The following is a 26672-nucleotide window of genomic DNA, read 5'->3' as shown; positions in this document are numbered from 1 at the left end:
TTGAATTTTTAAACTTATTAGTTTTCGCAAACTACTCTGTCCAAGACATCGGATATGCAGGATCTACAAAATCGAGTCCCTGAGTGGTTACAAAAAGAGGTTTGAAGGTATCCAGCATCACTGCCAGTTCTTCTGTAGCTTTTGCTCCGATGGATTTTTCTACGGTTCCGGGATGAGGTCCATGGGGTAGTCCTCCTACGTGCATCGTAAATGAACCCCTATCTATCCCTTTTCTGCTCATAAACTCTCCTTCTGCATAATACAGCACTTCATCTGAATCTATATTGCTGTGGTTATAGGGTGCAGGAATAGCCAAAGGATGATAATCAAACAATCTCGGCACAAAGGAACAGATCACAAATCCCCAAGCCTGAAAAGTCTGATGAACCGGCGGCGGTTGATGGATACGGCCTGTAATCGGCTCAAAATCATGGATGGATAAAGCATATGGATACAGGTAACCGTCCCAACCAACAATATCAAGTGGTGAATGGCCGTAAGTGTAAGGATGCAACATCCCACCTTTTTTGATCTGAACAAGATAATCCCCTTGATCAGCTTCCACTTTCAACTCCACCGGTGGCCGGATGTCTCTTTCACAATATGGCGAATGTTCTAACAGTTGGCCAACTTCATTTCGGTATCTTTTCACTGTCTCAATCGGACCATGGGACTCTATCACCAATAATCTCAAAGGTCCTTCTTCTTTCCATTCAAATCTGTAAATAGTCGTTCTGGGAATAACAATATAATCCCCTTGTCTAACTTCCAATTTCCCAAATTGGGAATACATCACTCCTTCTCCATCATGCACATAAATCAGTTCATCCCCATCGGCATTTTTGAAATAATAATCCATTTTTCTTTCCTCGGGAGAACAGATACCCATCATCACATCATTGTTCATCATGAGCATTTTTCGGGAGCTGAGGTAATCTTTGCCGGTAGTGCCCACACCCGCTGTCTTTAAATGGGTCTGTTTCAAACCATAATCCTTGGCAGGTTCCCAAGAATATGGAACAGGTTCACCAATTGATTTGACATTATTGGGATTATAGATATGATACAAGTTGGAATAGATTCCTGAGAAACCTTTGGAACTTACCAGTTCTTCTTTGTACAGGCTTCCATCAGGCTGCCTAAATTGTGTATGCCTTTTTGGGGGGATGTTTCCTAGTCTGCAATAATATGCCATGGATATTTGGGTTTATACTTTCGAAACAAAAATAATAAAAAAAGCGGCTCTTGCCGCTTTCTGTTATATTTACGCTTCCTATTTTTCAAAGAGCATTTTCCTTAGCTCTTCCTTGGCTGCTCCTGTTTTTTTCTGAAGCTTCCCAAGCAACTGATCTTCCTGCCCTTCGGCGTAGGTAAGATCATCGTCTGTGAGTTCTCCGTATTTTTCCTTTAATTTACCTTTCAACTCGTTCCAGTTTCCTTTTAATTTCAGTTCTAGTGACATAACAAAATTAGTTTATAGTTTAAAATTAAATTTAGTGAATATTTAACAAATACCGTTCCAATCAATCGATATTAAAATTTATTTTATGAAAAATATAATATTACCAATGATTGTATTTGGTTTTCTGCTAAGTTGTCAGGAAAAACCCAATAATAAACTGATTTGGTCTGATGAATTTGAATATGAAGGTCTTCCTGATACAGTTAATTGGACTTATGATGTCGGAGACCATGGCTGGGGCAATAATGAACTACAATTCTATACCAAAGAAAAATCAGAAAATGCAAGGGTTGAAAATGGCCGCTTGATCATTGAAGCCCATCTGGACAGTAGTTTTACAAAAGGATTTTCCTCCGCCAAATTGCATACCAAAGGCAATGCCTCATGGCAATACGGCTACATGGAAATCAAAGCCAAGTTACCGTCAGGGGTAGGGACTTGGCCAGCCATATGGATGATGCCTGAAGAAAACAAATACGGTGGATGGCCAAAAAGTGGGGAAATCGACATCATGGAACATGTCGGATATGATCAAGGCGTCATTCATGGTACGGTCCATGCAGAGGCTTTTAACCATAGGAAAGGCACACAAAAAGGTGCAAAGATTCAAGTTCTGACCTGCTCAGAAGAATTTCATGTTTATGCCATTGATTGGTCAGAAGACAGAATTGATTTTTATTTGGATGGAAAACAGTATCATACTTTTGAGAATACCGGGAAGGGTTTTGAAGAATGGCCTTTTGACCATCCCTTTTACCTGATCCTGAATATTGCAGTTGGAGGAGATTGGGGTGGCACCCAAGGTGTAGATCCTGAAATATGGCCACAAAGGATGGAAGTGGATTATGTGAGAGTTTACAGTGAAAAACCGGATTAATCTGAAGCATGTAAATTATCCGTTTAATTTTCTTATCAATTTTTATACAAAAGACTGTTTTCCTAAATTAGTTCTGTCAACTTTTGCAGCACTAAATTCTTTGTTTTATGAACCCTTTCACCACTCTTTCAGCTAACGAAGTTCTTCAGCAATATTTTGGATACAGTGATTTTAGAGGAAATCAACAGGCTATCATCCAATCTGTCCTGGACAAAAACGATACGATAGTCCTTATGCCGACAGGTGGCGGAAAGTCTGTGTGTTATCAGGTTCCGGCAATGGTCCTTGATGGTTTGACTGTGGTAATTTCGCCTCTGATTTCCCTGATGAAAGATCAGGTGGATGCACTGAACAGTAATGGCATCCCTGCTGCTTTTCTCAATTCATCACAGGGAATCAGTGAGCAAAGACATATTTCATCCGAGATACAAGCAGGGAAAATCAAGCTCTTGTATATTGCCCCGGAGCGGCTTTTCAGAGGTGCATATCCCTTGGTCGATTTTCTGAAGTCCATCAACTTATCACTCATTGCAGTGGATGAAGCCCATTGCATTTCCCAATGGGGACATGATTTCCGACCGGAATATCTCAAAGTGGGGGATTTGAGAAAAGAGCTTCTTGACGTTCCATTCATTGCCCTCACCGCTACAGCAGATAAACTCACCCGTCAGGATATTGCCGAAAAGCTTTTTTTCAAATCTCCAAAATGGGTTGTTTCATCCTTTGACAGAAGCAATATCACCTATCGTGTCACGGCCAAAAGACAGGCCATGGAAAAACTTTTGGAATTTTTGGATTTTCATCAAAAGGATTCAGGAATCATTTACTGTCTTTCACGCAAAAATGTAGAGGAGACTGCCATCAAACTACAGGAGGCAGGACTTTCTGCCCTTCCCTACCATGCGGGACTGTCTAGAGAAGATCGGGAAAAGAATCAGGAACTTTTCATTAAAGACGAAGTCAAAATCATGGTGGCCACTATTGCATTTGGAATGGGCATAGACAAATCCAATGTGCGCTACGTAGTCCATATGAACATGCCGCAGAATATAGAAGGCTATTATCAGGAAACGGGCAGGGCAGGCCGGGACGGACTTCCCAGTGATGCACTGCTATTTTTCAGCAGCGGTGATGCCATCACATTGGGAAGGATGCTGGAGCAATCGGAAAATCATGAGTTTTCAGAAATCATGCAGCAGAAGCTGGACAAAATGAAGGATTTTTGTCAAAGCCGAATTTGCAGAAGAAAATATCTCCTCAACTATTTTGGAGAAAGTCATGCCGGAAATTGCGGTAACTGTGACATCTGTTTTCAGAAAGGCAATCTTCAGGACATGACTGTTCCTGCACAGATGCTGCTTTCTTCGGTAGTCCGATTGGGAGAAAATTTTGGATTGGGATATGTAATATTGGTTTTACGGGGTTCCAAATCTTCCAAAGTTCAAGATGCCCACCAGGAGCTTTCTGTATATGGAATCGGTAAAGACAGGGCGGAAGATTTTTGGAAAAGACTGGGTGACAAACTCTTGCAGGAAGGGTACCTCACGGAGGCCGGATCTCAGTTTCCTACGCTTAAGTTGACAACTTTCGCATGGGAAAAACTCAAATCCAAAGATAAAATTCTGTTGCCTATGGAAGAAGTATCCTTACCTGTTTCTGAAACCAAGGCATCCCACAATGAAGCCTTGTTGGATGAGTTGAAAAGATTGCGGTTTCAGATTGCACAAAAGCAAAATGTGCCACCTTACGTGGTTTTTGCAGACAGTAGTCTGGTAGAAATGGCGACTTATTTCCCTATTGATGATATATCTTTTCTTACCATATCCGGCGTAGGCCAGGTCAAAGCCAACAGTTACGGGGAAGATTTTATGAAATTGATCAGGGAATTTGTTAAAGAAAACAATATTGAGCCAATTCAAAAAAGAACATCTTTAAAACCAAAATCCACCAAGGACAATCAATCCGAAAACCTTACTTACAAGCTTTTTCAGGACGGAAAAAACATCTATCAGATCGCCCAAGAGAGAAATATGAGCCCCAATACGGTGGAAGAACACCTGAGCAATCTGGTCCGAAAAGGGATGGTTGATCCGGAAGTTTTCCTTCCCAAGGATGATATGCTCAATATCAGATTGGCTTACAGAAGACAGGGGTCAGGTTTTCTGAAGCCTTTGAAGGAACATTTTGGCGACCGCTATTCCTATTTTCAATTGAAAGTAGCCTTGGCGGAAGAAAGGGAAGGCTGAAAAGAAAATCTGAAGTGAATTTAAAAAATTGAATTACGATGATTCAAATTTTTGAACTTATGTATAGCATTTTGTCGTAATATTGATCTACGAATTCCAAACCTATGCCAAAATCATTCTCCATATGGAGTGTACTGAAAATCAGTAGGCCTGTCAACCTTGTGATTTTGGCATTTGCCCAATTGATGACAGCCTATTTTTTGGTAGAAACTTCGAGAAAAGGGCTTCCCGTTATACAGGACATCAATCTATATTTTATCATTCTTTCTACAGTCATTATTGCAGCGGCAGGTTACATGATCAATGATTACTATGATGTCAAGATTGATTATGTCAACAAGCCTGATGAGGTTATCATTGGAAAGGGCATGAAAAGAAGGGTGGTTTTGTTTTTCCACAGCATCTTGAATATTTCAGGAATTGCCATTGGATGGTTAGCCAGTCCTAGGATTGCTGTCATCAATTTCATTGCTGCCTTTTTTTTGTGGTGGTACAGCAACTCACTCAAAAGATTGCCATTCGTCGGGAATTTTACCGTGGCCCTACTGACAGCAGTTTCTATTTGGGTAATAGGGTACTACTACCAAAAATCAGAACTGTTCGTGCTCACATATGCCATTTTTGCTTTTTTCCTGAACCTTATCAGGGAAATCATCAAAGACATTGAAGACCGTCAGGGAGACCGGAAACACGGCTGCCGAACATTGCCCATTGTCATCGGCTTCAGAAATACCAAAAGAGTTATCTTTTTGATTGCCATTTGTTTTATCTGCGCCATCATGGTGGTCACTTTCAAAATCAACAACCCCCATCTGTTCATATACTTTGGGGGATTGAGCATTTTGTTTTTTGTATTCATGTACAAAATCTATATCGCGGATAGGAAAGCCCATTTTTCCCAACTAAGCATACTCTCGAAATTATTGATGCTGACAGGGATTATCAGCATGGGGTTTTTGTGATTCACTAAAAACCAAAAAAAAATAGATTCCTGAAAATTGCAAAATCTTTATTTATGCTGATTTAGCCTCAATGGTTTACCTTTTAATTCTCCGGTATAAACGCCTTCATTTATGGTTAAATGACCATTGACAAAAACATAAGAAATTCCTTCTGCTTCTACATGTGGGTTTTCAAAAGTTGCTTTATCAATAAATTTATCGGGATCAAAAACAGCAATATCAGCATAATACCCCTCCTTAATTTCTCCTCTTTTTTCTAGTCCCAAAACACGGGCAGTCTTGGCTGTGGATTGATGGATAGCAAATGATAATTCAATCCAATTCTGATCCATGGCAAAATATCCAATTTTGCGTGCAAACGAACCGAATTTTCTCGGATGCCCAGATCCACCGTCTGAGCCTGTTACTACCCAATCCTTACGCATAAAATTAATCAAATCCTCTTCGATCATATTATAAGAAATCACTCCTATCCCTGGTTCTTCAGAAAGGATGGCAACAGCTGCATCGGGCTCAGAAAGATTTCTTCTTTCAGCAAATTGCTTGAGACTTATTCCTTCATAAGCAGAGTTTTGAGTTTGTGAAAAAACCAAAGCCTCTGCCCCTCCTCTTTTTCTAATATTTTCAGCAATTTCATTATAGAGTCTCGACCTGAGTTCATTTGCCCTAAATCGTTCCAACATGGCTTCATTTCCCCCATCCTCTACCCACCTGGGGATTACCGTTGCTCGAAAACTGGTTTTGGAGGCAAGATATGGATATTGGTTTGCTGTAACGACAAGGCCATTCTTTTGGGCTTCTTCAATGATCTTTATCACTTCATTGCTTTTTCCCCAAACATCCGTCCCTAAGGCCTTGATATGAGAAATATGCACAGGAATTCCTGTCTTTTCACCGATATTGATTGCTTCTCGAATAGAGGCCAGGAGTCCAATGGAGTAAGAACTCTCATCTCTGATATGAGAATCATAAATCCCCCCATATTCCTTGGCTATTTGCGCCAAAGCGATCACTTCATCTTCTCTTGCAAAACTTCCCGGAGCATAAAAAAGGCCTGTTGACAATCCAAATGCACCCTCTTCCATTGATTTCAAAACCAATGATTGCATTTCTTTCAATTCATCTTCAGTAGGTTGTTTGTCCTTCAACCCTAAAACAATTCTTCTAACTGTACCATGCCCAACGAACAATCCTGCATTGGTTCCGATCCCTTCCCTTTCCCACTGCTCTAGTTTCCTTCCTATGGGAATAGGGCTGTTCCCATCATTCCCTACAAAAACAGTTGTCACCCCTTGCCTCAAAGCTGATAAATTGGATTTATATTCCGAACTGGAAAGATCACTTTCCAAATGGGTATGGGGATCAATGAAGCCTGGAGTCACAAAAAGACCTTTAGCTTCAATAACTCTTTTGGCTTTCAATTTATTTAGAGCGGGTTTACCTACAAAAACAATAAACTCATCCTTAATTCCTATGTCAAGTAATTGCGGTTCCTCATTTTCGCCTGTAAAAACCAAAGCTTCCTGAATTAAGAAGTCAAAAGGCTTTTCTTTTGTCGAACAATTTGTCAATAGCAAAAAAATCATGGAGGAGATGGCGAGAAAACCAAAAATTGATGTGGACGAGCCAGAATGCAAGACTTTGTTTGTTCTCATAATCCAAATCTGTTTTTAAAATATTAAGGAAGGAATTTAAATATTTACTTTTTATTAGCCGGACAAAATGTGTCAGATGGATTCAATAATTTATAATCTGATTTTTTGAATTTAAGGGAACATTTGAAATTTGATATGATTACTAATGCAAATTTCAATTGCTCAATATATTATTAGACTTAAGTAAAATATTATTTCCAGAAGTTTAGTGCTTCTCCTTTTCTGGTAGTCCAAAGTTTATAATATTGAATTTTTGCGTATTGAGTTTAAAACACAATTATTTAATCTTGGATGGTAGAAGCCCACTACCTATTTTTGAGACAAAATAATTGATCCCGACTTTGAAGACCATAGCCATTCTTGCCTCCGGTAGCGGCACCAATGCGGAGGAAATCATGAAATACTTCCAAACTTCCTCCAAAGGAAAAGTAGTTTTGGTAGCATCGAACAAAAAGGAAGCCTTTGTTCTGGAAAGGGCAAAAAAGTTTCAGGTTCCCACCCACACTTTTAACAAAGCATCACTTGAAAGTGGCGAACTTGTCCAGAAGTTGAAAGATTACCAAGTTGATTTCGTGGTTTTGGCAGGCTTTCTTCTCAAAATCCCAACAAACCTGATCCAAGCTTTTCCTGACAAGATTATCAATATCCATCCGGCATTATTGCCCAAATATGGAGGGAAAGGCATGTATGGCGCAAAAGTCCATGAAGCTGTCAAGGACACTGGCGATAGAGAATCCGGAATTACCATCCACCTTGTCAACGAGAATTATGATGAGGGAAAAATAATTTTTCAGGCAGCAGTGCCCATACTTCCCGAAGATTCTGCAGAAACCATCGCAAAAAAAGTCCATCAATTGGAATACAAATACTTCCCAAATGTGATTGAAAGTCTGCTATAATCCATTGGTTTTCCTACCTTTGCGACTTGCAAAAATTTCCATCAAATATACACACAACAAAATTCACGAAACCTTTGTGGCTTTGTGTCTTTGTGGCTTATTAAATCATGGCAAACAAAAAAATACAATCCGCCCTTATCTCTGTCTATTACAAAGACAATCTTGAACCTATCATCGCCCAACTCAAGGCCCAAGGTGTAAAAATCTACTCTACCGGAGGCACACAGCAGTTCATCGAAGAACAAGGCGCACAGGTAATTCCTGTGGAAGAACTGACAGGATATCCATCCATATTTGGTGGACGCGTCAAAACCCTCCACCCAAAAATCTTCGGAGGGATCCTTCATAGAAGAGAAAATGAGTCCGATGTTTCGCAGGCTGTTGAGTTTGATATCCCTGCGATTGACCTGGTGATCGTGGATTTGTATCCATTTGAAGAAACTGTTGCCTCAGGAGCTTCTGAAGCGGATATCATCGAAAAAATCGACATTGGTGGTATTTCGCTGATCCGTGCTGCCGCTAAAAACTTCAAGGATGTGGTTATTATTGCTTCCAAAGCCCAATATGGTGAACTGGAAGAAAAACTGAAAAATCAGGATGGTGCCACCACTTTGGAAGACAGGAGATACTTTGCTGCCCAGGCTTTTCAGGTTTCCTCCAATTACGATACCCATATTTTCAATTACTTCAATCAAACCGAAAATATCCCTGCGCTTAAGATTTCCGAATCCAAAGCCAAAGCTTTGAGATATGGTGAAAACCCACATCAAGCTGCCCATTTTTACGGCGACCTTGAAGCCTTGTTCACCCAATTGAATGGTAAAGAACTCTCTTACAACAATTTGGTGGATGTAGATGCGGCAGTGGCTTTGATAGCAGAATTTGAGGGAGAAACGGCTTTTGCCATCCTTAAACATACCAATGCCTGCGGCGTGGCTATTGCTGATTCAGTCAAAGAAGCTTATCAAAAAGCTTTTGAAGCAGATACTACTTCTGCTTTTGGCGGAGTTTTGATCACCAACCAGAATGTGGATTTGGCAGCAGCAGAAGAGATGAACAGTTTGTTTTTTGAAGTGTTGATTGCACCATCATTTGATGATGATGCCTTGGCATTGCTTAAGGGCAAGAAAAACAGAATCCTATTACAACAAAAAATTCAGATCGAAGGTACCAAGCAGATCAAGACCTTGCTGAATGGCATCATCGAGCAGGACAAAGATTTGCAGACCGAAACCAAAGCAGACTTTAAAGTGGTTACCAAAGTTGCACCAAGCGAAGAAGAGATAAATGCTTTGGTCTTTGCAGCTAAAGTCTGTAAGCATACCAAGTCCAATACCATTGTCCTTAGCAACAGCAATCAATTGTTTGCTTCGGGAGTTGGTCAGACTTCCAGGGTGGATGCATTGAGACAAGCCATCGAAAAAGCAAAATCCTTTGGTTTTGATCTGAATGGTGCTGTGATGGCATCCGATGCTTTCTTCCCATTCCCTGATTGTGTGGAGATTGCCCATGAAGCAGGAATTTCAGCAGTGGTTCAACCTGGTGGTTCTATCAAGGACAAGGATTCTGTAGATTTCTGTGATACCCATGGGATGAGTATGGTGATGACGGGAGTGAGGCATTTTAAGCATTGATTTTAGATCTTAGATTTTTGATTTGAAGTTTGAAGTTTGAGAAGACCTTTGAGTACGCATTGCGTTTTCAAAGGTCTTCTTGTTTTTTACCACATAGAACATAAAGATCACATAGTTTTTGAGGGAATAACGATCTAAAGACTATTAGAAAACCAATACGTTCAATTGGGTAGAGATATTCCAAATCCTAAAAGGCGGTTGATGTTTGCTTAGAAGGGCTAAAGCCAAAATATTTTGATGTAAGTAAAAATAAAATCATTTATGTCTGAATGACATCAAAATTATTTCTAGGTTAATTTTCGCACTACTAATCCCAACTTTTATAAAGTTTCAATTCTAATTGGTTATTTTTAGCAATGATTCGGTAAAAACTTAAAGCGTTTTTTCAAAATCAGATATAAATCAGATCTCATATCTGACTTTGAAACTTCGTAATCCTCGCTAAAATAACACAAGCCGCCATGGAGAAAATCAGCCGAAAGACCTTCTTGACACATGTAGGGGTCATCAGCACCTCAGTATTGCTGTTCAATTCATGTGACCTTGGTTCATCAAAAAATAAAAACAGAATCACAAAAGCGCCTCTTATCGGAAAGCCAATTGAGAATGAAGACATTTTTTCTTATATCAATAGAGTCTCGGGTAAAATGAACCAAACACTTTACCGTCAGATCATTGGATCGGCCAATGAATTCAAGGAAGGTGATCTCACTTTGGGAATTTCAGCAGCCTCTGAGGATTCCCGCCTAAATGCCCGTAAGCTCCTTTCCAACACCAAAATCGATGACCTGAAAACACACAGCCTTTTCACCGATGAAGTTTATCAACTTATCCAACAATCTACTGATTCAAATACTGAATTAGATGACTGGACCTTAGGTGAACTGAAGTCTTTTATCCTGACGAAATCAGAATTGGAAATCAAGGAAATCATGCCTGCTTTGAGCAGTGATGTGATTGCCTGTGTGGTCAAGCTGATGAGCAATGATGAATTGATCCAAGTGGGGCAAAAAGTGTTTAACCCTATCCCTGGAACAAAAATCGGAAGCAAGGGCTATATGAGTGCAAGGGTTCAGCCCAACTCCCCTACTGACAATCCTAATGACATTGTATGGCAGGTATTTGATGCATGGTCTTATGGTGTGGGTGATCTGGTATTGGGTACCAATCCGGTTTCAAGCGATCCTAAGTCAGTTGCTGAAATCGAAAAAGCTCTTTTTGATGTCATCTCCACCTTTGATCTGGAATCTACCTTACCCAATTGCGTCCTTTCGCATATCGATGTCCAGGCAGAAGCTGAAAAAATCTATCCCGGAACCACAGGAATCTGGTTTCAGAGTATAGCAGGCACTGTCAAAGCCAATCAGACCTTTGATGTTTCCATTGAAAAAATGGCGCAACATATGGAAACAAGAAAAGGCAAGTTTGGACTCTATGCGGAGACCGGACAGGGCGCAGACTTTACCAACGGACATGGGGAGGGATTTGACATGGTTGTCCATGAATCCAGAAAATATGGTTTTGTAAGGGCATTAAAAATCCAATTGGAAGAAGGTAAAACACCTGATCAATTCCCTTGGGTATATGTGAATGATGTGGCTGGATTTATTGGTCCGGAGGTGTTCAAATCCAAGGAACAGTTGGTCCGCTGCTGTTTGGAAGATACAGTCATGGGCAAACTGCATGGGCTGACCATAGGTTTGGACATTTGCTCCACCCTGCACATGGATGTGACTTTGGATGACCTGGATTGGTGTATCGAACAAATTATGCCTGCCAATCCTGCTTACCTGATGGCCCTGCCCACCAAAAATGATCCCATGTTGAGCTATCTGACCACGGCATTTAATGACCATGTCAGAATTCGGGAAAAATTCGACTACAAAATCAACGATGCGATGTGGGATTTTTTCAAAAAGATAGAGATCATTGGGGAGGATAATCAACCAACCGGACATTTCGGAGATCCAACTTGGGTCTATTACCAATACCGGCTTGCCAAAAAAGACCTGCGGACCAAAGAGGAAATTTTGGCTGAGGGCCGAAGGATGATCGGAGAAATAGAAAACAGGGGTGTCCCCATTGCCCAAGGCTTTGGGGAAAACCATTGGGATTTGAATCCTGAGCTGGACAAAAAGGTCCGTTTCCTCTATGAAGATGCCAAAATAAGCTTGTGGACAGAAATGACGGATTCATTCGTCAAGTCAATTCCAAATGCGATTGGCGTTAGTACTTTATCTTTTGACAAGAAGGATTATGTCTATCATCCTGAGTCAGGAGAACAATTGGGCAAAAAAGCAGTAAGGGAGTTAAAAGCCATCCAAAGAGCTTGGGGTGAACAAATCCCGGATGTTCAGATCATCATTTCAGATGGACTGAATGCAAAAGCCTTGATGGATGAAGGCCATTTGTTCCCGTTCCTTGAAAAACTGACAGATCAGCTTTATCAAAAAGGCATTATCATCAGTCCTCAGCATATTGTTTTTACCCATGGAAGGGTAAGGGCAGGATATGCTGCCGGAGAGCAGTTGTTCGGTTCGCTTTCCTTCTTCGATAGGAAAACAGGAATTATCCATATCATTGGAGAAAGGCCCGGTTCCGGGCACCATAATTTTTCTGCCTACATCACTGCAGCAACCATTGACAAATGGGCCAACAAGGGTTCAGTTGACCATGATGTTACCAAAGTGGTTTCAGGTATTTCCGATACTGCACTTCTTCCCTATCAAGCGGCAGAAGAGGTGGCCAACATTTTTGAGGAATTACTGATTAACAAAGTCTAATTAATCGGTTGCAAATCCTCTCAACTCAACTATTTTTAAACACACGTATAAAGAATACCTTTATTTACTCATTCCAATACCCTATTTTGCAGGTTCAAACACATACTTGGTACTTGGTACATAGTACATGGTACAATTTAAATCATGAAACAAAACACCCTCAAAATATACAACACCCTTTCCCGCAAGAAAGAAGATTTTGACCCGCTAAGTCCGCCTCATGTGGGCATGTATGTCTGCGGACCAACAGTTTATGGCGATGCCCACTTGGGCCATGCAAGACCTGCCATCACATTTGATACAGTCAACAGGTACTTGACTCACCTGGGCTATAAAGTCCGCTATGTTAGGAACATCACTGATGTGGGTCACTTACAGGGTGATGCGGATGAAGGAGAAGATAAAATTGCCAAAAAAGCCAAACTGGAACAACTGGAACCCATGGAGGTGGCCCAACAATATACGGACACCTATCACAGGGATATGGAAGCACTGAATACCTGGAAGCCTAGTATAGAACCCCGTGCAACAGGCCACATTCCGGAACAGATTGCTTTGGTTCAAGGCATTCTTGATGAAGGTTTGGGCTATGAGGTAAATGGTTCGGTTTACTTCGATGTACTCAAATACAATGAGAAATATCAATATGGAAAACTTTCCGGAAGGGTATTGGAGGAATTGATGAGTGGAAGCAGGGATTTGGATGGACAAGGGGAAAAGAGAAACCCTGTGGATTTTGCTTTATGGAAGCATGCCTCTCCCGAACACCTGATGAAATGGGAATCACCTTGGGGAATAGGTTTTCCCGGATGGCATTTGGAATGTACAGCAATGAGTTCAAAGTATTTGGGTAAGCAATTTGACATACACGGAGGTGGTATGGATCTGATGTTTCCCCATCATGAATGCGAAATTGCCCAAGGAAATGCCTGCAACCATCAGGATCCTGCCAAATACTGGATGCACAACAACATGATCACTATCAACGGACAAAAAATGGGCAAATCCCTTGGCAACTTCATTACCCTTCAGGAGTTGTTTGCAGGAAAACATGCCCTTTTGGAACAGGCTTATAGTCCGATGACCATCCGTTATTTTATATTGACTGCACATTATAGATCTACTTTGGATTTTTCAAATGAAGCCCTTAAAGCAGCTCAAAAAGGTTATAAAAAAATCATCAATGGACTAAGAATTGCCAAGAGTCTTGAATTCAAGGCTGATGATACTATTCCTTTAGATGACATTCAGATCAAACAAGTGGAGCAAAGTATTCATAGTGCTTTCCGTGCGATGGATGATGACTTTAATACTGCACAGGCCATCGGGCATTTATTCAATCTGTTGAAAAAAATCAATTCAGTATATACTGGACAGTTGCAAAGCGGCGTATTTGGAAGGGATGTTTTTGAAAAAATGAATCAGACTTATATTGTTTTTGTTGAAAAAATATTGGGTCTAAAAGAAGAAAAAACTGAAAACCAACAAGGGCTATTAGATGTTGTATTGGCTATTTACAGTGATGTCAAAACAGCAAAGAATTATAATAAAGTGGATGAAATCAGGTCTTCTTTAAAAGACTTGGGTATTGTGGTCAAAGACATGAAAGATAAAATTGACTGGGCATATGAGGAATAGGATTATATTGTTTTTTGTCTTTCCGCTACTTCTTTGGTCTTGTGGAAGCGATAAGGTTTCTGATAAAATCCAAGAGCCCATTACCTATAAACCTGTCCCTGAATTCTCAGCGGATTCAGCTTATTCCTTTATTCAACAGCAGGTTGATTTTGGTCCAAGAGTGCCCAATACGGAAGGGCATAGAAAAACAAGGGACTGGCTGATACAGAAATTCAAAGATTTTGGAATGGAAGTCCAAACTCAGGATTTTCAGGTAAAAACCTGGGACAATCAGTTATTCAATTTATCAAACATCATCGCATCCTACAATCCTTCGGCCAAAAAAAGAGTGCTTTTGGCAGCACATTGGGATACCAGAAGAATTGCCGACAAGGATACTCAGCGATTAGATGAACCTATCGATGGCGCTAATGACGGAGGGTCCGGAGTGGGTGTTCTGCTTGAAATTGCCCGAATAATCAACAGTTCAGAAATCAAACCTGAAATAGGTATAGACATCATACTCTTTGACGGGGAAGATGATGGGGAGCCTGAACATATGAATTTGAGAAACAATTCCCAAATCTGGTGGTGTCTTGGTTCCCAATACTGGTCAAAAAACACCCATGTCACTGGATATTCAGCCTATTACGGTATCTTGGTGGACCTTGTTGGTGCCAAAGGGGCAAGGTTCTACCGAGAGGGACATTCCATGCAGTATGGAAAAAGCATTGTCAATAAAATATGGAATTTCGCAGCAGAATTGGGATATTCAGACTTCTTTATCATGCGTGACGCTCCCGAAATCATCGATGACCATGTTTTTGTCAATCGCGATGCCGGGATCCCAATGATAAACATAGTGGAATTCTCCCCTGATTCAGGCTTCGGCCATTACCACCATACCCACTTGGATAATATGGATATTATTGATAAAAGAAGCCTGCGAGCTGTAGGACAAACGGTTTTGTTCACTATTTATCAAGAATAAATAAACTTCTTTAACCACTAACTCTTATGAAAAAAGGTCATCAGGTAACGATGAAGGAGATTGCCAAGAAATTGGGAGTCTCTGTATCTACTGTTTCCAGAGCATTAAAGGATTCTCCCGAACTTCATGCTGACACCAAAACCCGTATAGTGGAAATGGCCAAAAGTATGAATTACCAGTACAACCTTTTGGCGCAAAGTCTCAGAATCAGCCGGAGTAAAGTACTTGGGGTGATAGTCCCTGAACTGACCTCTCATTTTTTTTCAAGTAACATCAGTGGTATTCAGGATACAGCCTATAAAAGAGGCTATAACATCATGATTTGTCAATCCAACGAATCTTTTGAACAGGAAAAAGCCAATGTAAGAACACTCGTTTCAAGTCAGGTAGATGGTCTTTTGATTTCCCTGAGCAGAGAAACAAAATCCTACGAACATCTTCAGGAGCTTTATGACCGGGAAATCCCATTTATCATGTTTGACAGGGTAACTGAAGAAATTCCCGTATCGAAAGTAACTGTAGATGATGCTCACGGAGCCTATTTGGTAGTTCATCACCTTTTGGAACAAGGCTTCAAAAAAATAGCTTATTTCTCTGGTCCAGAAGATCTTTATATCAGTAAAAAAAGAAAAGAAGGTTACTTAGAAGCCCTAAAAGAATTTGGAATCCCTGAAAAGGAAAGTAGGGTTTATATCACCGATCTTACCTTTGAAATGAACAGGAAAATCACCTTGGACATGCTCCAAGAGCAAGATAGACCTGATGCGATTTTTGCTATGATTGACCCCTTGGCGGTGGAAGTGATGATGATCTTGAAAGAAAATGGGGTGAGAATCCCTGAAGATATCGCTCTAGCTGGATTCACTAACAATCCCACTTCTGCTGTCGTGGAGCCTTCATTGACGACAGTATCCCAACCGGGTTATGAAATGGGGCAATTGGCAGCAAACCACCTTCTAGACCAATTAGATGAATTGGTTTCTGATGATCCTCAAACTTTCGTCTTGCTCACTACACTGGTAGCCAGAAATTCCACCAAGAAAACTCCTAAGAGCTAAATGAGCTTTTTAACCGAAAACCTTAAATTATGAGTCCAAAAATTACCGCATCCGTCTTCGGCTTCACTCCACAAGGAGATGAAGTGGAACTTTATATGTTAAGTATTCAAGGCCAAATCGAAGTCCGGGTAATGAACTATGGAGCCACTTGGACCCATTTGTTTCTGCCTGATAGAAATGGAAAAATGGAAGATGTTTTATTGGGTTTTGATACATTGGAAGGTTTTTTTCAACAAGAATACCTGGATAATTACTGTTATTTAGGGAGCACTGTTGGCAGAATTGCAGGACGCATCGCCAATAATTCATTTTCTCTGGATGGCAAAACTTTCCATCTACCTGCAAATCAGGGAACCACCCACCTTCATGGAGGAATGATGGGTTGGGATAAAAAAATCTGGAAAGCTGAGCCTTTTGAAACTGATAATTCAGTGGGTGTGACTTTTTATTACCAAAGTCCTGATGGAGAAGAAAATTATCCTGGGACAGTTGATGTTTGGGTGACTTATACTTTGGATGAGACCGGACGATTGGAGATTAGTTATAGGGCCATGACAGATAAAAAAACAATCATCAATCCCACCAATCATTTTTATATTAACCTCAGTGGGGATTTTTCGAAAAACATAGAATCCCATGCTTTCTTCGTGGATGCTGATAACTATTTGCCATTGAATGAAAAAAGTCTCCCAATAGGCGTGAAATCTCCCGTGGCAGGTACACCTTTCGATTTTAGACACCTTAAGAAAATTAAAGATCAGATTCAAATTGACAATCACCAATTGGAAATCGCAAATGGTATTGATCATTGCTTTGAACTCAACCAACCGGAGGATTGTGCCATACTTTACGATGCAGAATCAGGCAGGAAATTAACATTATCAACCACAGAACCCGGCATTCAGGTTTACACAGGTAATTTCCTCAATGGATCATTTGTAGGTAAAAAAGGCGTGGCATTTGATAAAAGGTCTGCCATTTGCCTGGAAACACAGCACTTCCCTGATGCCATCAATCTTCCGGAATTTGACTCCGTGATTTTGCTTCCTGGAGAAATATTCGAATCCAGAACCCAGTTTGTATTTGGTGTTGAATAATTGGAATCAACTGCTTTCTCTTGCAATGAGGTTTGGTTTGATTATTTCCGTTCTAAATACAAATTCATCTTCTTCTTCGAAATTAATTTCTTTTAAAATCAGTTTTGCGGCCAATTGACCTATTTCAAAAGACGGTTGCGCCATGGTGCTAATAGAAGGGCTTACATACTTTGTGATGTCATCGTTGCCAAATCCGGCAATGGCCAAATCTTTTGGAACTTTAATACCCAATTCTTTTGAAGCCGCTAAAACTCCTAAGGCCAGAATATCCGCAAAGCAAAATACTGCATCCGGTCTATTACCGGAATGCCAAAGATTTTTAAACGCATTGCTTGAAAAGTCTGCATCAAAATCAGAGATCTCTATAACCAAATCTTGGTCAAAGGAAATTTTATTCTCTAACAATGCACTTTGGTAACCTCGAAATCTTTCCATACAAACTGGCAGGGATAGTGGCCCTCCGATGTAAGCAATTCTATTTTTCCCTCTTTCAATCAAATGATTTACAATACACTTAGCACCAAAAAAATCATCTGTGATCACTTTGGAAAGAGGGAGAGATTCGCATACCCGCTCAAAAAGTAAAACCGGAATACCCCTTTCCCTAAGATCTTCAATATGTGCATAATCCTGAGTTTCTTTAGAAAATGCGATCAAAATCCCATCCACCATGCTATTGGCTAAGATTTCGACTATTTCAACCTCTTTTTGGTAAGACTCCGCTGATTGAAATATCATCACTTTATACCCTTTTTTATAAGCTACACTTTCAATACCGGAAATCGAGTTGGACCAAAACTGTCGGTTGATGGTGGGCACCACTACTCCAAGAACTTTGGAGGTTTTATTTATAAGACTTCTTGCCAATAAATTGGGATGATAATGCATCTCCTTTGCAATCTTCATCACTGCTGATTTTGTTTCTTTACTAATCTCGCTAGACCCTCTCAAAGCACGGGAAACGGTTGCTGTAGAAATATTGAGTTTCTTGGCAATGTCTTTAATGGTGATGCTTTTTTTCATGTCTCAAGCAATTTGATGATTTATTTTGGGAATTATACAGAAATGATAATTTAGAGATTCTTTAATCAAAATTACACTATGACTCTTAAGATTTTTTCTGAGTAATTCTGAAGAATTTTGATTGGGAATTATAATTATAATCAAATTCCTTCCGAAAGAAAAATCAATCAAAAATTCAATTATCAAATTTTTAACAAATCATTCAAATCATTGCCATTTTTTCAAATGTAAACGTTATCGATAACGTTTACGATATAAATATTTATTTTTTTTAATTTTTTCATATTTATATTTTTCTAATTGTGCATACATTAGAATAAAATTCCGACTTCTGATTTAGTATAAAATTCCAAGAACCTAAATAATTAATCTAAATGACCAAATTATGAAACGAAAATTACTAATTATGGTGCTTTGCTTTATGGGCATTGGCATCAATCAAATCTCTGCACAAGAGATGTTAGTGCGAGGTAAAGTTTTAGATGAAAAGCAAATGGCTTTACCGGGTGCAAACATCATGATCAAAGGAACTACCTCGGGTACGGTTACTGATATTGATGGTGAATTTTCTATCAGTGTCCCCAATTCTTCTACCGTCCTTGTGATTTCATTTTTGGGGTATTTTACCCAAGAAATAACCGTAAATAACCAGAATGACTTCTCTATCTCTATGGTACCCAATTTGGATGATCTGGGTGAAGTTGTTGTAGTTGGTTATGGAGATCAAAAAAGGATCAATCTTACTGGTTCAGTAGAAACCATCTCTGGAGCCGCTATTGCTAAACAGCCCGTTTTCCAAGCCTCGCAGGCTCTGGTGGGAATGGCGCCTGGATTAACTGCGATACAAACTACCAGCCGACCTGGGGCTGATGGCGCAACCTTGAGAATAAGAGGCACAGGCTCACTTGGCGCCTCGAATGATCCATTAGTTCTCATAGATGGTATTCAGGGGGATATAAATAATATAGACCCGGCGGATATAGAGACCATTTCTGTACTTAAAGATGCTGCGGCTGCAGCCATTTATGGATCAAGGGGATCAAATGGTGTTATTCTGGTTACCACCAAAAGAGGTAAGGAGGGTGTGATGAATGTTACATACAACGCATTTGCCGGCTGGCAGGAACCACAGACATTGCCTACATACGTAGGTGCACTGGATTTTTTAAGGGTGACAAACGAGAACCCTGACTTCATATCCAATTATGAGCAAAATATGGCTTCTAATCCTGATATCTACCCAGATACAGACTGGATGGATCTGCTTTTTACCGAGAGCGGTTTTCAGCAATACCACAATGTGAGTGTCAATGGGGGTACGGAAAATATCAAGATGCTCGCTTCGATTTCATATACAGATCAAAACGCAAACGTCAAAAATTACTACTTCAAGCGCTACAGCGGTAGATTCAATACAGATATCAAGGTAAATAAAAAGGTAAATTTAGCATTTGATCTAAATTTCAGTCAGGAGCTTACCGGAGAACCGAATTCAAGTTTGGATCAGATTTTTAGAGGAGCTTTCAGAATTCCGCCCACAGCGGTAGCGATTCACTCTGATGGTTCATGGGGAGATGGATGGAGTGGAGAAAACCCTATTGCAAGAGTTAATGATGGCGGAAATAATGTTCTTCAGAATAATTATTTCAGAGGCTTGATCAAGTTAAATTATGAACCGATCAAAAACCTGAATTTCAGCCTTACTTATTCACCCGAATACCGGGATTTGACAAGAAAAAATTTCACCAAAATGTATACCACCATTTTGGATTGGCCCACAAAGAAAACCAGAAATGTTCCTGATCGAAATTCATTGAGTAATTCCAATACCAAGATTTTTGAAGATAATGTGATTGGTTTGGTTTCCTATAAAAAGAATTATTTGGACCATAATTTCGCTATTCTCGGTGGATATGAATTCATTAAATCCCAGTGGAGTCAATTTGGTGCTTCCAGAACTGACTTTATAATTGATGATTTAGAACAGCTCAACGCCGGTGCAGAAACAAACATGAGAAACTTTGGAAGTGCCACCCATTCCAGTTTATTGTCTTACTTTTCAAGGTTTAACTATTCATTCAAGGATAAATATCTCTTTGAAGCCAATATCAGACGCGATGCTTCATCCAGATTTGCTCCCGAAAACAGGGTCTCTTATTTCCCATCGTTTTCTGCAGGTTGGAGATTGACAGAGGAGGCATTTTTTAGCAATTTGGGTTTTTTCTCTGAATTTAAGTTAAGGGCCTCATGGGGAAGGCTGGGTAATCAGCAGATTGGCAGCGATTTCCCTTACACATCAAATATTGTTTTGGGTACATCTAATTTTATCTTCGGAGACCGAATAGCAACAGGTGCCGCTCAAAATGTTTTGGCAAATAGAGAAATTAGATGGGAGACAACTGAAACTACCAATTTTGCCTTGGATGCAGGCCTGGTGGATAATAAATTATTGTTTACAGTAGAATACTATGTAAGAACTACAAAAGACATCTTGTTGGCATTGCCTGTGCCTCTAGTAGTTGGATTGAGTGCGCCCCTTCAAAATGCCGGAACCGTAGAAAACAGAGGTTTTGATTTCAGTTTGATGTGGAGAGATGCAATAGGTTCTTTTAGATATAGTGTTAATGCCAATTTCTCAGATGTGAGAAACTCAGTTGTGGATCTAGGTGGTCTAGGTCAGATAATAAGTGGTAATTCAATAACAACTGTAGGTAGCCCGATCAATTCCATATTTGGGTATCAATCACAAGGATTTTTTCAAAGCCAAGACGAAATTAATGAAGCTCCAAGACAATTTGGAGCCCTGATTCCGGGAAATATCCGGTTTTTGAATCAACTCACCATTGATTCAGATGGAGATGGTATTCCAGATACAGCTGATGCTGTAATCAATCCAGATGACCGTGTGATTATCGGGGATCCTTTTCCTCGCTATACTTATGCGTTGACCTTAAATGCGGATTATAAAGGCTTTGATTTCTCTATCATGTTTCAGGGAGTGGGTAAAAGGGATGTGTTTTTACAGGGAGATGCAATCTGGCCACTTCATAATGCTGGAAAGGTGCAAGAATGGCATACAACGGATTCGTGGACTCCAGAAAGACCCAATGCCCGAATACCCATTTTGGTTCCAACAAGTTCAGGAAGCAATGATGCGCGAGCTACCGATGTCTGGGTATTTGACGCATCCTACTTGGCTATACGAAACTTGAGTTTAGGTTATAATTTCCCCACTCTAAAAAACAGACTTAAAACTCAAAACCTGAGAGTTTATACATCAATTCAAAACCTGGCAAATTTCAATAATCTTCCTCCAGGCACAAACCCTTTGACACCCAACGGAAGTGGTGGGGCTATCTTCCCTATTACTAGGGCCTATACATTCGGCGCAAGTCTTACTTTCTAATTTGAAAAAGTCATGAAAAAAATAATTTATTCCATATCGTTGCTGTTTTTCCTTACAGCATGCAATTCCGATTTACTTGATCTTCAGTCATTGACAGAGCCCACTGATGCTACTTTTTTCAGCAATCAGGAGGAACTTGATCTAGCACTCAACGGAGTGTACAATTCACTCATTTGGCGAACAGATTATGCCTTACCGGCGCACATTGGAATGGACAATGGCGCTACTGATATAGGATTGGTAAGGGGTAATTTTACCGGTTTCGATGAATTGGGGGCCGGTTCCCACAGTGCCAATAGTGGTGGTTTTCTTAATAATTATTCGCATTTATATCGGGGAGTTGCCCGTGCCAATAACCTGATCTCTAATCTCGATAGAGCTTCTGCCAGCGTGGCAGCTGAACAATTGATGCGCATAAAAGCCGAAGCAATGGTATTAAGAGCGTTCTTTTATTCCAATCTGGTGTTTTTATTCGGAGATGTACCCTATACGGAAGAAGTAGTTACCAATCCTTCAGACGGGCTACTGCCTAGGGTCAACAAAGAAGAGGTTATTAACAATATACTTTCTGATTTACAAGAAGCAGCTCAAATATTACCCAAAACTGCATTGGAGAAAAACCGGATATTTCAGGATGTTGCCCTGATTCTGCACTCTAGAGTTGCCCTCTTTGCTGGCAGATATCGAGAAGCTGCGGAATCTTCCAGGGCTGTGATTGATGGTGGTAATCTGTTTTTGCATCCAAATTATGAAGAGCTCTTCACCCCTGGTGGTGAGGGTAGTCGGGAAGCAATTCTGACTATGCCTTTTAAAGATGGATTCGGAACATTACCTCAATTTTCAGTAGCTCAAGGATCACGTAATTATGGTTCATTTAGTGTGGTAGTGCCTACTCAATCCATGATAGATAGTTATGAAGCTATTGACGGTCTTCCTATTGATCAATCTACTGTATATAATCCAACAAGACCATTTGACAATAGGGACCCAAGACTAAAAGCATCCATTGTCACTCCTCAAAGCATATGGGGCGGCATCATATTCGAAAGTCATCTTGACAGTCTGGAAGTCCGTAATGCAGATGGTACTTTAAGAGGCCGTAACAATGATTCAAGAAGGGTTATCTGGCCTGCTGCTTTCTGCGGATATCTTTGGAAAAAATATACCAATGTAGAATCGCAGTTATTGAATAGAGGTTGGAGCGAAACTGACTTCATATTGGTCAGGTATACAGAAGCTTTACTAAACTATGCTGAGGCAAAAATAGAATTGGATGAAATCGACCCGTCAGTTCATGATGCATTAAACAGGGTTAGGGCCAGAGCTTATGGGGTTTCTGTAGATGATGTTGCAAATTATCCAGCGGTTACTTCGCTGGACAAGTCCTTTTTGAGAACACTTATCAAAAGGGAAAGAAAAGTAGAATTTGCAAATGAGGGTTTTAGATTATACGATATCAGACGCTGGCAAATTGCCCACAAAGTGATGCCGGTGAAGTTATACGGACGAATTTTGGATGAAAAAAATGCTAGGTTTATTCCGAGTATCGATGCAGATGGTTTTGTTTCTTATGCTGGTATCGAATCCCAATATGATCTCAATACCGATCAAAGATTCCCCAATGCAGTCAGGGTGTTTACTAATCCTCGTGATTATTTATTGCCCATTCCACAAGCTGAAATAGATACCTATAAAGCAAATGGGGTTGTATTGCCCCAGAACCCAGGAGGCTATTAATTTATTCATAGCATCTTCGGTTTATAGAATAAAAGTCCTGAACATGTTTCTTCGGTCTTCATTGGTTTTGCTGATCCCATTTTCGGGATCAGCAAAACTTAATTTGAGATTCCCCTAAGTCGTTTGAAAAAAAGATAGTAGCTTAATCTCACTTAATACTTAAAATAATCTGAGCATCAGCCATGATGCCACAACCCAAAATATATTGTTCTTTTTTCTCATAAATCTTGCCCCTTTAAACAAAGCGTATATTCATTTTATGATAAAGCGTTTGGAAAGATTTTCTTCGGGTGTCAAAAAGAAATAAATTATCACGCTTGAATAAATTTAAAATTGAGAATGAAAATATCAGCCTTTACCTTTTTGGTGTGCTTGCTTTTGGGCATATACATTCCTGTATTTGCTCAAGAAGAAGCTAATCTTTCATTAATTGGTCCTTGGTTTTTCAAAACAGATCCATATAACATTGGTGAATCAGAGAAGTGGTTTGATAAGAGTAATAATAATGCAGGATGGGATCAGATGCAAGTCCCCAGCAATTGGGACCTTCGAAATGAATATGCCCACTATACTGGCATAGCTTGGTATCAAAAAACTTTTGAAGTTCCCAATGATTGGAAAAATAAAAACATCAAAATACATTTTGAAGCGGTTTCACACGATGCATCTGTGTGGATTAATGGAAACTTGGTTGGCCACAATAACAGCGGTTTTTTGCCATTCGATTTTGACATTACTTCTTTTCTCCTACCCGGTCAGGCCAATAATGTTACCGTGTTGGTGGACAATACCAAAAAAATCGGTGCCATTTGGAATTGGGGAGGAATAAGAAGGCCTGTTCACCTGACTGCTTCTAACGGTATAAGGTTGACCGGTAATTATGTAACCCCGATCTATGATTACAAGAAAAATTCAGCCGATGTACATTTTAGGTTGAAATTCAAAAATCATACCCCTCAAAACAAGGAAGTCAAAGGCGAGATCCACATCAAAAAAGATGGTACTTTAATCAAAAAGATTCCTTTTGTCCACCAAACACAGGCAGAGACTGAAAATGAAATCTTACTGTCAACGAAGTTAGAAGGCAAACAGGTGGAACCCTGGCATTTTGATTCACCCCATCTTTACAATTCTGACATTTATTTCACGGATACCGATATACCTGTTGAAAGTCAAAGATTTGGTTTGCGGAAAGTAGAATTAGATGAATCCAAAAAACAACTTTTGCTCAATGGAGAACCTATAAGGGCAATGGGATTCAATCTGGTGCCTGATGACCGAACCACAGGAAATACCCTGCCGCTTTGGAGAATCAAGGAAGATATTGATCTGATGAAAGAAGCAGGAGGAAACTTAGCTAGGCTTTCCCATCTTCCCTTGCCAAAAAAAGCATTGGATTACATGGACGAAAGAGGAATTATGACTTTTTCAGAAATCCCCCTTTGGGGTTTTGATCCATTGGCTGACCCAAATAGTGAAATCTCAAAAGACTGGCTTATCAGGTTAATTGATTCACAATATAACCACCCTTGCATCATCGGTTGGAATGTAGGAAATGAAATCGGAGATTACCCCGATACCTATGACTATGTGAGGCAGGCAATTGACCTGGCCAAATCTTTGGATTCAACCAGGATGGCTACTGCAGTGTCTCACACAGCTCAGAGACCAAATGACTTTTTGATTCATTCAGACTTGGGTTTGATCAATAAATATGGGTCAAACCTCCTTCCTGTAACAGAAATCCAACACAAAAACTTCCCAAACAAAATCCTCTTCTATTCAGAATATGGTATTGGACAATTTGGGGAAGACCTAAATTCTGATTTTGATGCCAAATCGTTTATTGACCCTTTGAGAAATTTAGATTATTTGATAGGCGCCTCTATTTGGACCTTCAACGATTATAGAAGCAGCTATTTCGGAACGAAAGAACACTCTGAAAATAGGTCTTGGGGAGTAGTGGATGTTTTTAGAAGAAAGAAAAGAGCCTATTTCAGCATCAGAAAAGAACATGCACCTGTTAAAGAATTGATTGTATTCAAGAATTCCGGGAACAATGCAAAAATCACCCTAACTCCAAGAAGTCCTTTGGATTTACCATCCTTTATCCTTAGAGATTACAAATTAATATGGGAAATTGAAAACCGTGATGGTGAGGTTTTGGAAGCGGGATGGGAAAACCTTCCCCAAATTGATCCAGGAACAAAAAATCTGGAAAGAGGTATAAACTGGAAATCTGAAGATGGATTCAAGCTGAATGTTATTCTCTTATCCCCTCAAAATGACAATGTCATGGACACTTCCCTATATTTTGAAAACCCAAAAGTAATACCTCCTTTGGGATTATTTGGAGGCAGAATGCTTCAAAATGACATCCGGTCCAAGTCTGCTATGATTAGGGTTTTCCTTGATGAGAATCCTAGTGCTGAGTTTCATATTTCCAGGATCAAAATTGGAAACGAAGTGAAGGAATTTGGTCCTGTTTATGAAAATTTCCTTGATATCCCGGGCTTGGAATTTTCCACTCCTTATGAATTGGAAGTTTTTGCAGTTAACTCAGCTGGAAAAACCCTGATCTTGAAACAATCTCTTGAAATCGATCCCAAAAAGATCATTCCTCCTGCCGTAAGACATATCGAAACTGCCAAAAATGGATTCTTTGTGGGATATGCAACTGAAGTAGACGACTTCCAATTCCGTGTCAGATATTCTGAAAATCAGGACTTAGAGAAAAATAGCAAAACAATAACCACTACCAATCCTGGCTTGATTTACATCCCTGTCGCTAATGCTGATCAATCTTATTATTTCCAGATCCAAAGGGTAAAAGACAATAACTATATCAGCGATTGGTCCATAATTTATAATGCCCCACTTGATGAAATTTCAAATCCCAAACCTCCAACTATAAACGGAGTAACGCGACAAAATAGGGATGCTTTGGTTCATTTTGTCCCAGTTAAAAAAGCAATTGGATATGAAATGGAGTACAGAGACATCAATAAAAAAGATGCAGGTTGGTCTAAAGTAAGTATATCCAAAGCTCTTACACAATATCTATTTATCGAAGGCCTAAACCCAAAATCAGAATTTGAATTCAGGTTATCTGTCGTAACCCTTGAGGGAAAATCAGACTATTCACCTATCATTCAAAAATAAAATATCATTTTAATACTTTAAATGATCTTGATTCAGTCTCCATTAATCAACGAAATACTTACA

At 39.8% G+C, this 26672-nt stretch carries 17 protein-coding genes; 13 read left to right on the top strand and 4 right to left on the bottom strand.

Going from position 1 to position 26672, the window contains the following annotated elements; translation table 11 throughout:
- Window positions 1–31: 31 nt before the first annotated feature.
- Together B9A52_RS11210 and B9A52_RS11205 are read right to left on the bottom strand one after the other, a co-directional pair.
- Window positions 32–1195, bottom strand: coding sequence for a homogentisate 1,2-dioxygenase (locus tag B9A52_RS11210; RefSeq protein WP_084120553.1), 1164 nt, complete (start codon window positions 1193–1195; stop codon window positions 32–34).
- Window positions 1196–1273: 78 nt separating this feature from the next.
- Complete coding sequence (locus B9A52_RS11205) at window positions 1274–1462, bottom strand: CsbD family protein (protein ID WP_084120552.1); 189 nt, start codon at window positions 1460–1462, stop codon at window positions 1274–1276.
- Window positions 1463–1547: 85 nt separating this feature from the next.
- Between B9A52_RS11205 and B9A52_RS11200 the strand changes: the two genes are divergently transcribed.
- The 3 genes from B9A52_RS11200 (at window position 1548) to B9A52_RS11190 (ending at window position 5547) form a co-directional block, all read left to right on the top strand.
- The gene (locus B9A52_RS11200; protein WP_084120551.1) at window positions 1548–2339 is read left to right on the top strand and encodes a glycoside hydrolase family 16 protein; all 792 of its coding nucleotides are present in this window, start codon (window positions 1548–1550) and stop codon (window positions 2337–2339) included.
- A gap of 107 nt (window positions 2340–2446) precedes the next feature.
- On the top strand, window positions 2447–4585 hold the full coding sequence (recQ, locus tag B9A52_RS11195; protein WP_084120550.1) for a DNA helicase RecQ: 2139 nt from the start codon (window positions 2447–2449) through the stop codon (window positions 4583–4585).
- A 104-nt stretch (window positions 4586–4689) separates the two neighbouring features.
- A complete protein-coding gene (locus tag B9A52_RS11190; RefSeq protein WP_084120549.1) occupies window positions 4690–5547 on the top strand; it encodes a geranylgeranylglycerol-phosphate geranylgeranyltransferase in 858 nt (285 codons plus the stop codon).
- Between the two features lie 47 nt (window positions 5548–5594).
- Here the strand turns inward: B9A52_RS11190 and B9A52_RS11185 are convergent, their stop codons facing one another.
- On the bottom strand, window positions 5595–7202 hold the full coding sequence (locus tag B9A52_RS11185; protein ID WP_084120548.1) for an N-acyl-D-amino-acid deacylase family protein: 1608 nt from the start codon (window positions 7200–7202) through the stop codon (window positions 5595–5597).
- A gap of 341 nt (window positions 7203–7543) precedes the next feature.
- Here B9A52_RS11185 and purN point away from each other — a divergent pair, with 341 nt between their 5' ends.
- The 7 genes from purN to B9A52_RS11150 all read left to right on the top strand — a co-directional run bounded on the left by purN (window position 7544) and on the right by B9A52_RS11150 (window position 17281).
- A complete protein-coding gene (gene purN, locus B9A52_RS11180; RefSeq protein WP_084123475.1) occupies window positions 7544–8101 on the top strand; it encodes a phosphoribosylglycinamide formyltransferase in 558 nt (185 codons plus the stop codon).
- Between the two features lie 107 nt (window positions 8102–8208).
- On the top strand, window positions 8209–9735 hold the full coding sequence (gene purH, locus B9A52_RS11175; protein ID WP_084120547.1) for a bifunctional phosphoribosylaminoimidazolecarboxamide formyltransferase/IMP cyclohydrolase: 1527 nt from the start codon (window positions 8209–8211) through the stop codon (window positions 9733–9735).
- A gap of 461 nt (window positions 9736–10196) precedes the next feature.
- A complete protein-coding gene (gene eutB, locus B9A52_RS11170) occupies window positions 10197–12518 on the top strand; it encodes an ethanolamine ammonia-lyase subunit EutB (protein ID WP_084120546.1) in 2322 nt (773 codons plus the stop codon).
- 144 nt (window positions 12519–12662) lie between these two features.
- Entirely contained in the window at window positions 12663–14156 is a 1494-nt protein-coding gene (cysS, locus tag B9A52_RS11165; RefSeq protein WP_084120545.1) for a cysteine--tRNA ligase, read from the top strand.
- On the top strand, window positions 14146–15126 hold the full coding sequence (locus tag B9A52_RS11160; RefSeq protein WP_084120544.1) for a M28 family peptidase: 981 nt from the start codon (window positions 14146–14148) through the stop codon (window positions 15124–15126). Before cysS ends, B9A52_RS11160 begins: the two co-directional genes overlap by 11 nt.
- A 26-nt stretch (window positions 15127–15152) precedes the next feature.
- Window positions 15153–16184 carry a LacI family DNA-binding transcriptional regulator gene (locus B9A52_RS11155; protein ID WP_084120543.1) on the top strand — a complete coding sequence of 344 codons (1032 nt, stop codon included), beginning with the start codon at window positions 15153–15155 and terminating at the stop codon, window positions 16182–16184.
- Between the two features lie 29 nt (window positions 16185–16213).
- On the top strand, window positions 16214–17281 hold the full coding sequence (locus B9A52_RS11150; RefSeq protein ID WP_084120542.1) for an aldose epimerase family protein: 1068 nt from the start codon (window positions 16214–16216) through the stop codon (window positions 17279–17281).
- A gap of 6 nt (window positions 17282–17287) precedes the next feature.
- Here B9A52_RS11150 and B9A52_RS11145 read toward each other — a convergent pair whose 3' ends face one another.
- A complete protein-coding gene (locus tag B9A52_RS11145; RefSeq protein WP_084120541.1) occupies window positions 17288–18304 on the bottom strand; it encodes a LacI family DNA-binding transcriptional regulator in 1017 nt (338 codons plus the stop codon).
- Between the two features lie 385 nt (window positions 18305–18689).
- On the opposite strand from B9A52_RS11145, the gene B9A52_RS11135 reads away from it, so the two are divergent.
- The 3 genes from B9A52_RS11135 to B9A52_RS11125 all read left to right on the top strand — a co-directional run bounded on the left by B9A52_RS11135 (window position 18690) and on the right by B9A52_RS11125 (window position 26609).
- Entirely contained in the window at window positions 18690–21710 is a 3021-nt protein-coding gene (locus B9A52_RS11135; RefSeq protein WP_084120539.1) for a SusC/RagA family TonB-linked outer membrane protein, read from the top strand.
- 12 nt (window positions 21711–21722) lie between these two features.
- Window positions 21723–23447, top strand: coding sequence for a RagB/SusD family nutrient uptake outer membrane protein (locus B9A52_RS11130; RefSeq protein WP_084120538.1), 1725 nt, complete (start codon window positions 21723–21725; stop codon window positions 23445–23447).
- Between the two features lie 339 nt (window positions 23448–23786).
- Window positions 23787–26609, top strand: a complete 2823-nt coding sequence (locus B9A52_RS11125; RefSeq protein ID WP_084120537.1) for a sugar-binding domain-containing protein — start codon at window positions 23787–23789, stop codon at window positions 26607–26609.
- Window positions 26610–26672: the final 63 nt, after the last annotated feature.

Source organism: Aquiflexum balticum DSM 16537, from assembly GCF_900176595.1.
Lineage (GTDB): Bacteria > Bacteroidota > Bacteroidia > Cytophagales > Cyclobacteriaceae > Aquiflexum > Aquiflexum balticum.
The sequence above is the reverse complement of the archived record's forward strand: the minus strand, read 5'-3'. Positions and strand labels throughout refer to the sequence as shown.

Coding starts and splice junctions, on each gene's coding strand:
- B9A52_RS11210 (WP_084120553.1), bottom strand. CDS start 1,195: ATGGCATATTATTGCAGACTAGGAAACATCCCCCCAAAAAGGCATACA.
- B9A52_RS11205 (WP_084120552.1), bottom strand. CDS start 1,462: ATGTCACTAGAACTGAAATTAAAAGGAAACTGGAACGAGTTGAAAGGT.
- B9A52_RS11200 (WP_084120551.1), top strand. CDS start 1,548: ATGAAAAATATAATATTACCAATGATTGTATTTGGTTTTCTGCTAAGT.
- recQ (WP_084120550.1), top strand. CDS start 2,447: ATGAACCCTTTCACCACTCTTTCAGCTAACGAAGTTCTTCAGCAATAT.
- B9A52_RS11190 (WP_084120549.1), top strand. CDS start 4,690: ATGCCAAAATCATTCTCCATATGGAGTGTACTGAAAATCAGTAGGCCT.
- B9A52_RS11185 (WP_084120548.1), bottom strand. CDS start 7,202: ATGAGAACAAACAAAGTCTTGCATTCTGGCTCGTCCACATCAATTTTT.
- purH (WP_084120547.1), top strand. CDS start 8,209: ATGGCAAACAAAAAAATACAATCCGCCCTTATCTCTGTCTATTACAAA.
- eutB (WP_084120546.1), top strand. CDS start 10,197: ATGGAGAAAATCAGCCGAAAGACCTTCTTGACACATGTAGGGGTCATC.
- cysS (WP_084120545.1), top strand. CDS start 12,663: ATGAAACAAAACACCCTCAAAATATACAACACCCTTTCCCGCAAGAAA.
- B9A52_RS11160 (WP_084120544.1), top strand. CDS start 14,146: ATGAGGAATAGGATTATATTGTTTTTTGTCTTTCCGCTACTTCTTTGG.
- B9A52_RS11155 (WP_084120543.1), top strand. CDS start 15,153: ATGAAAAAAGGTCATCAGGTAACGATGAAGGAGATTGCCAAGAAATTG.
- B9A52_RS11150 (WP_084120542.1), top strand. CDS start 16,214: ATGAGTCCAAAAATTACCGCATCCGTCTTCGGCTTCACTCCACAAGGA.
- B9A52_RS11145 (WP_084120541.1), bottom strand. CDS start 18,304: ATGAAAAAAAGCATCACCATTAAAGACATTGCCAAGAAACTCAATATT.
- B9A52_RS11135 (WP_084120539.1), top strand. CDS start 18,690: ATGAAACGAAAATTACTAATTATGGTGCTTTGCTTTATGGGCATTGGC.
- B9A52_RS11130 (WP_084120538.1), top strand. CDS start 21,723: ATGAAAAAAATAATTTATTCCATATCGTTGCTGTTTTTCCTTACAGCA.
- B9A52_RS11125 (WP_084120537.1), top strand. CDS start 23,787: ATGAAAATATCAGCCTTTACCTTTTTGGTGTGCTTGCTTTTGGGCATA.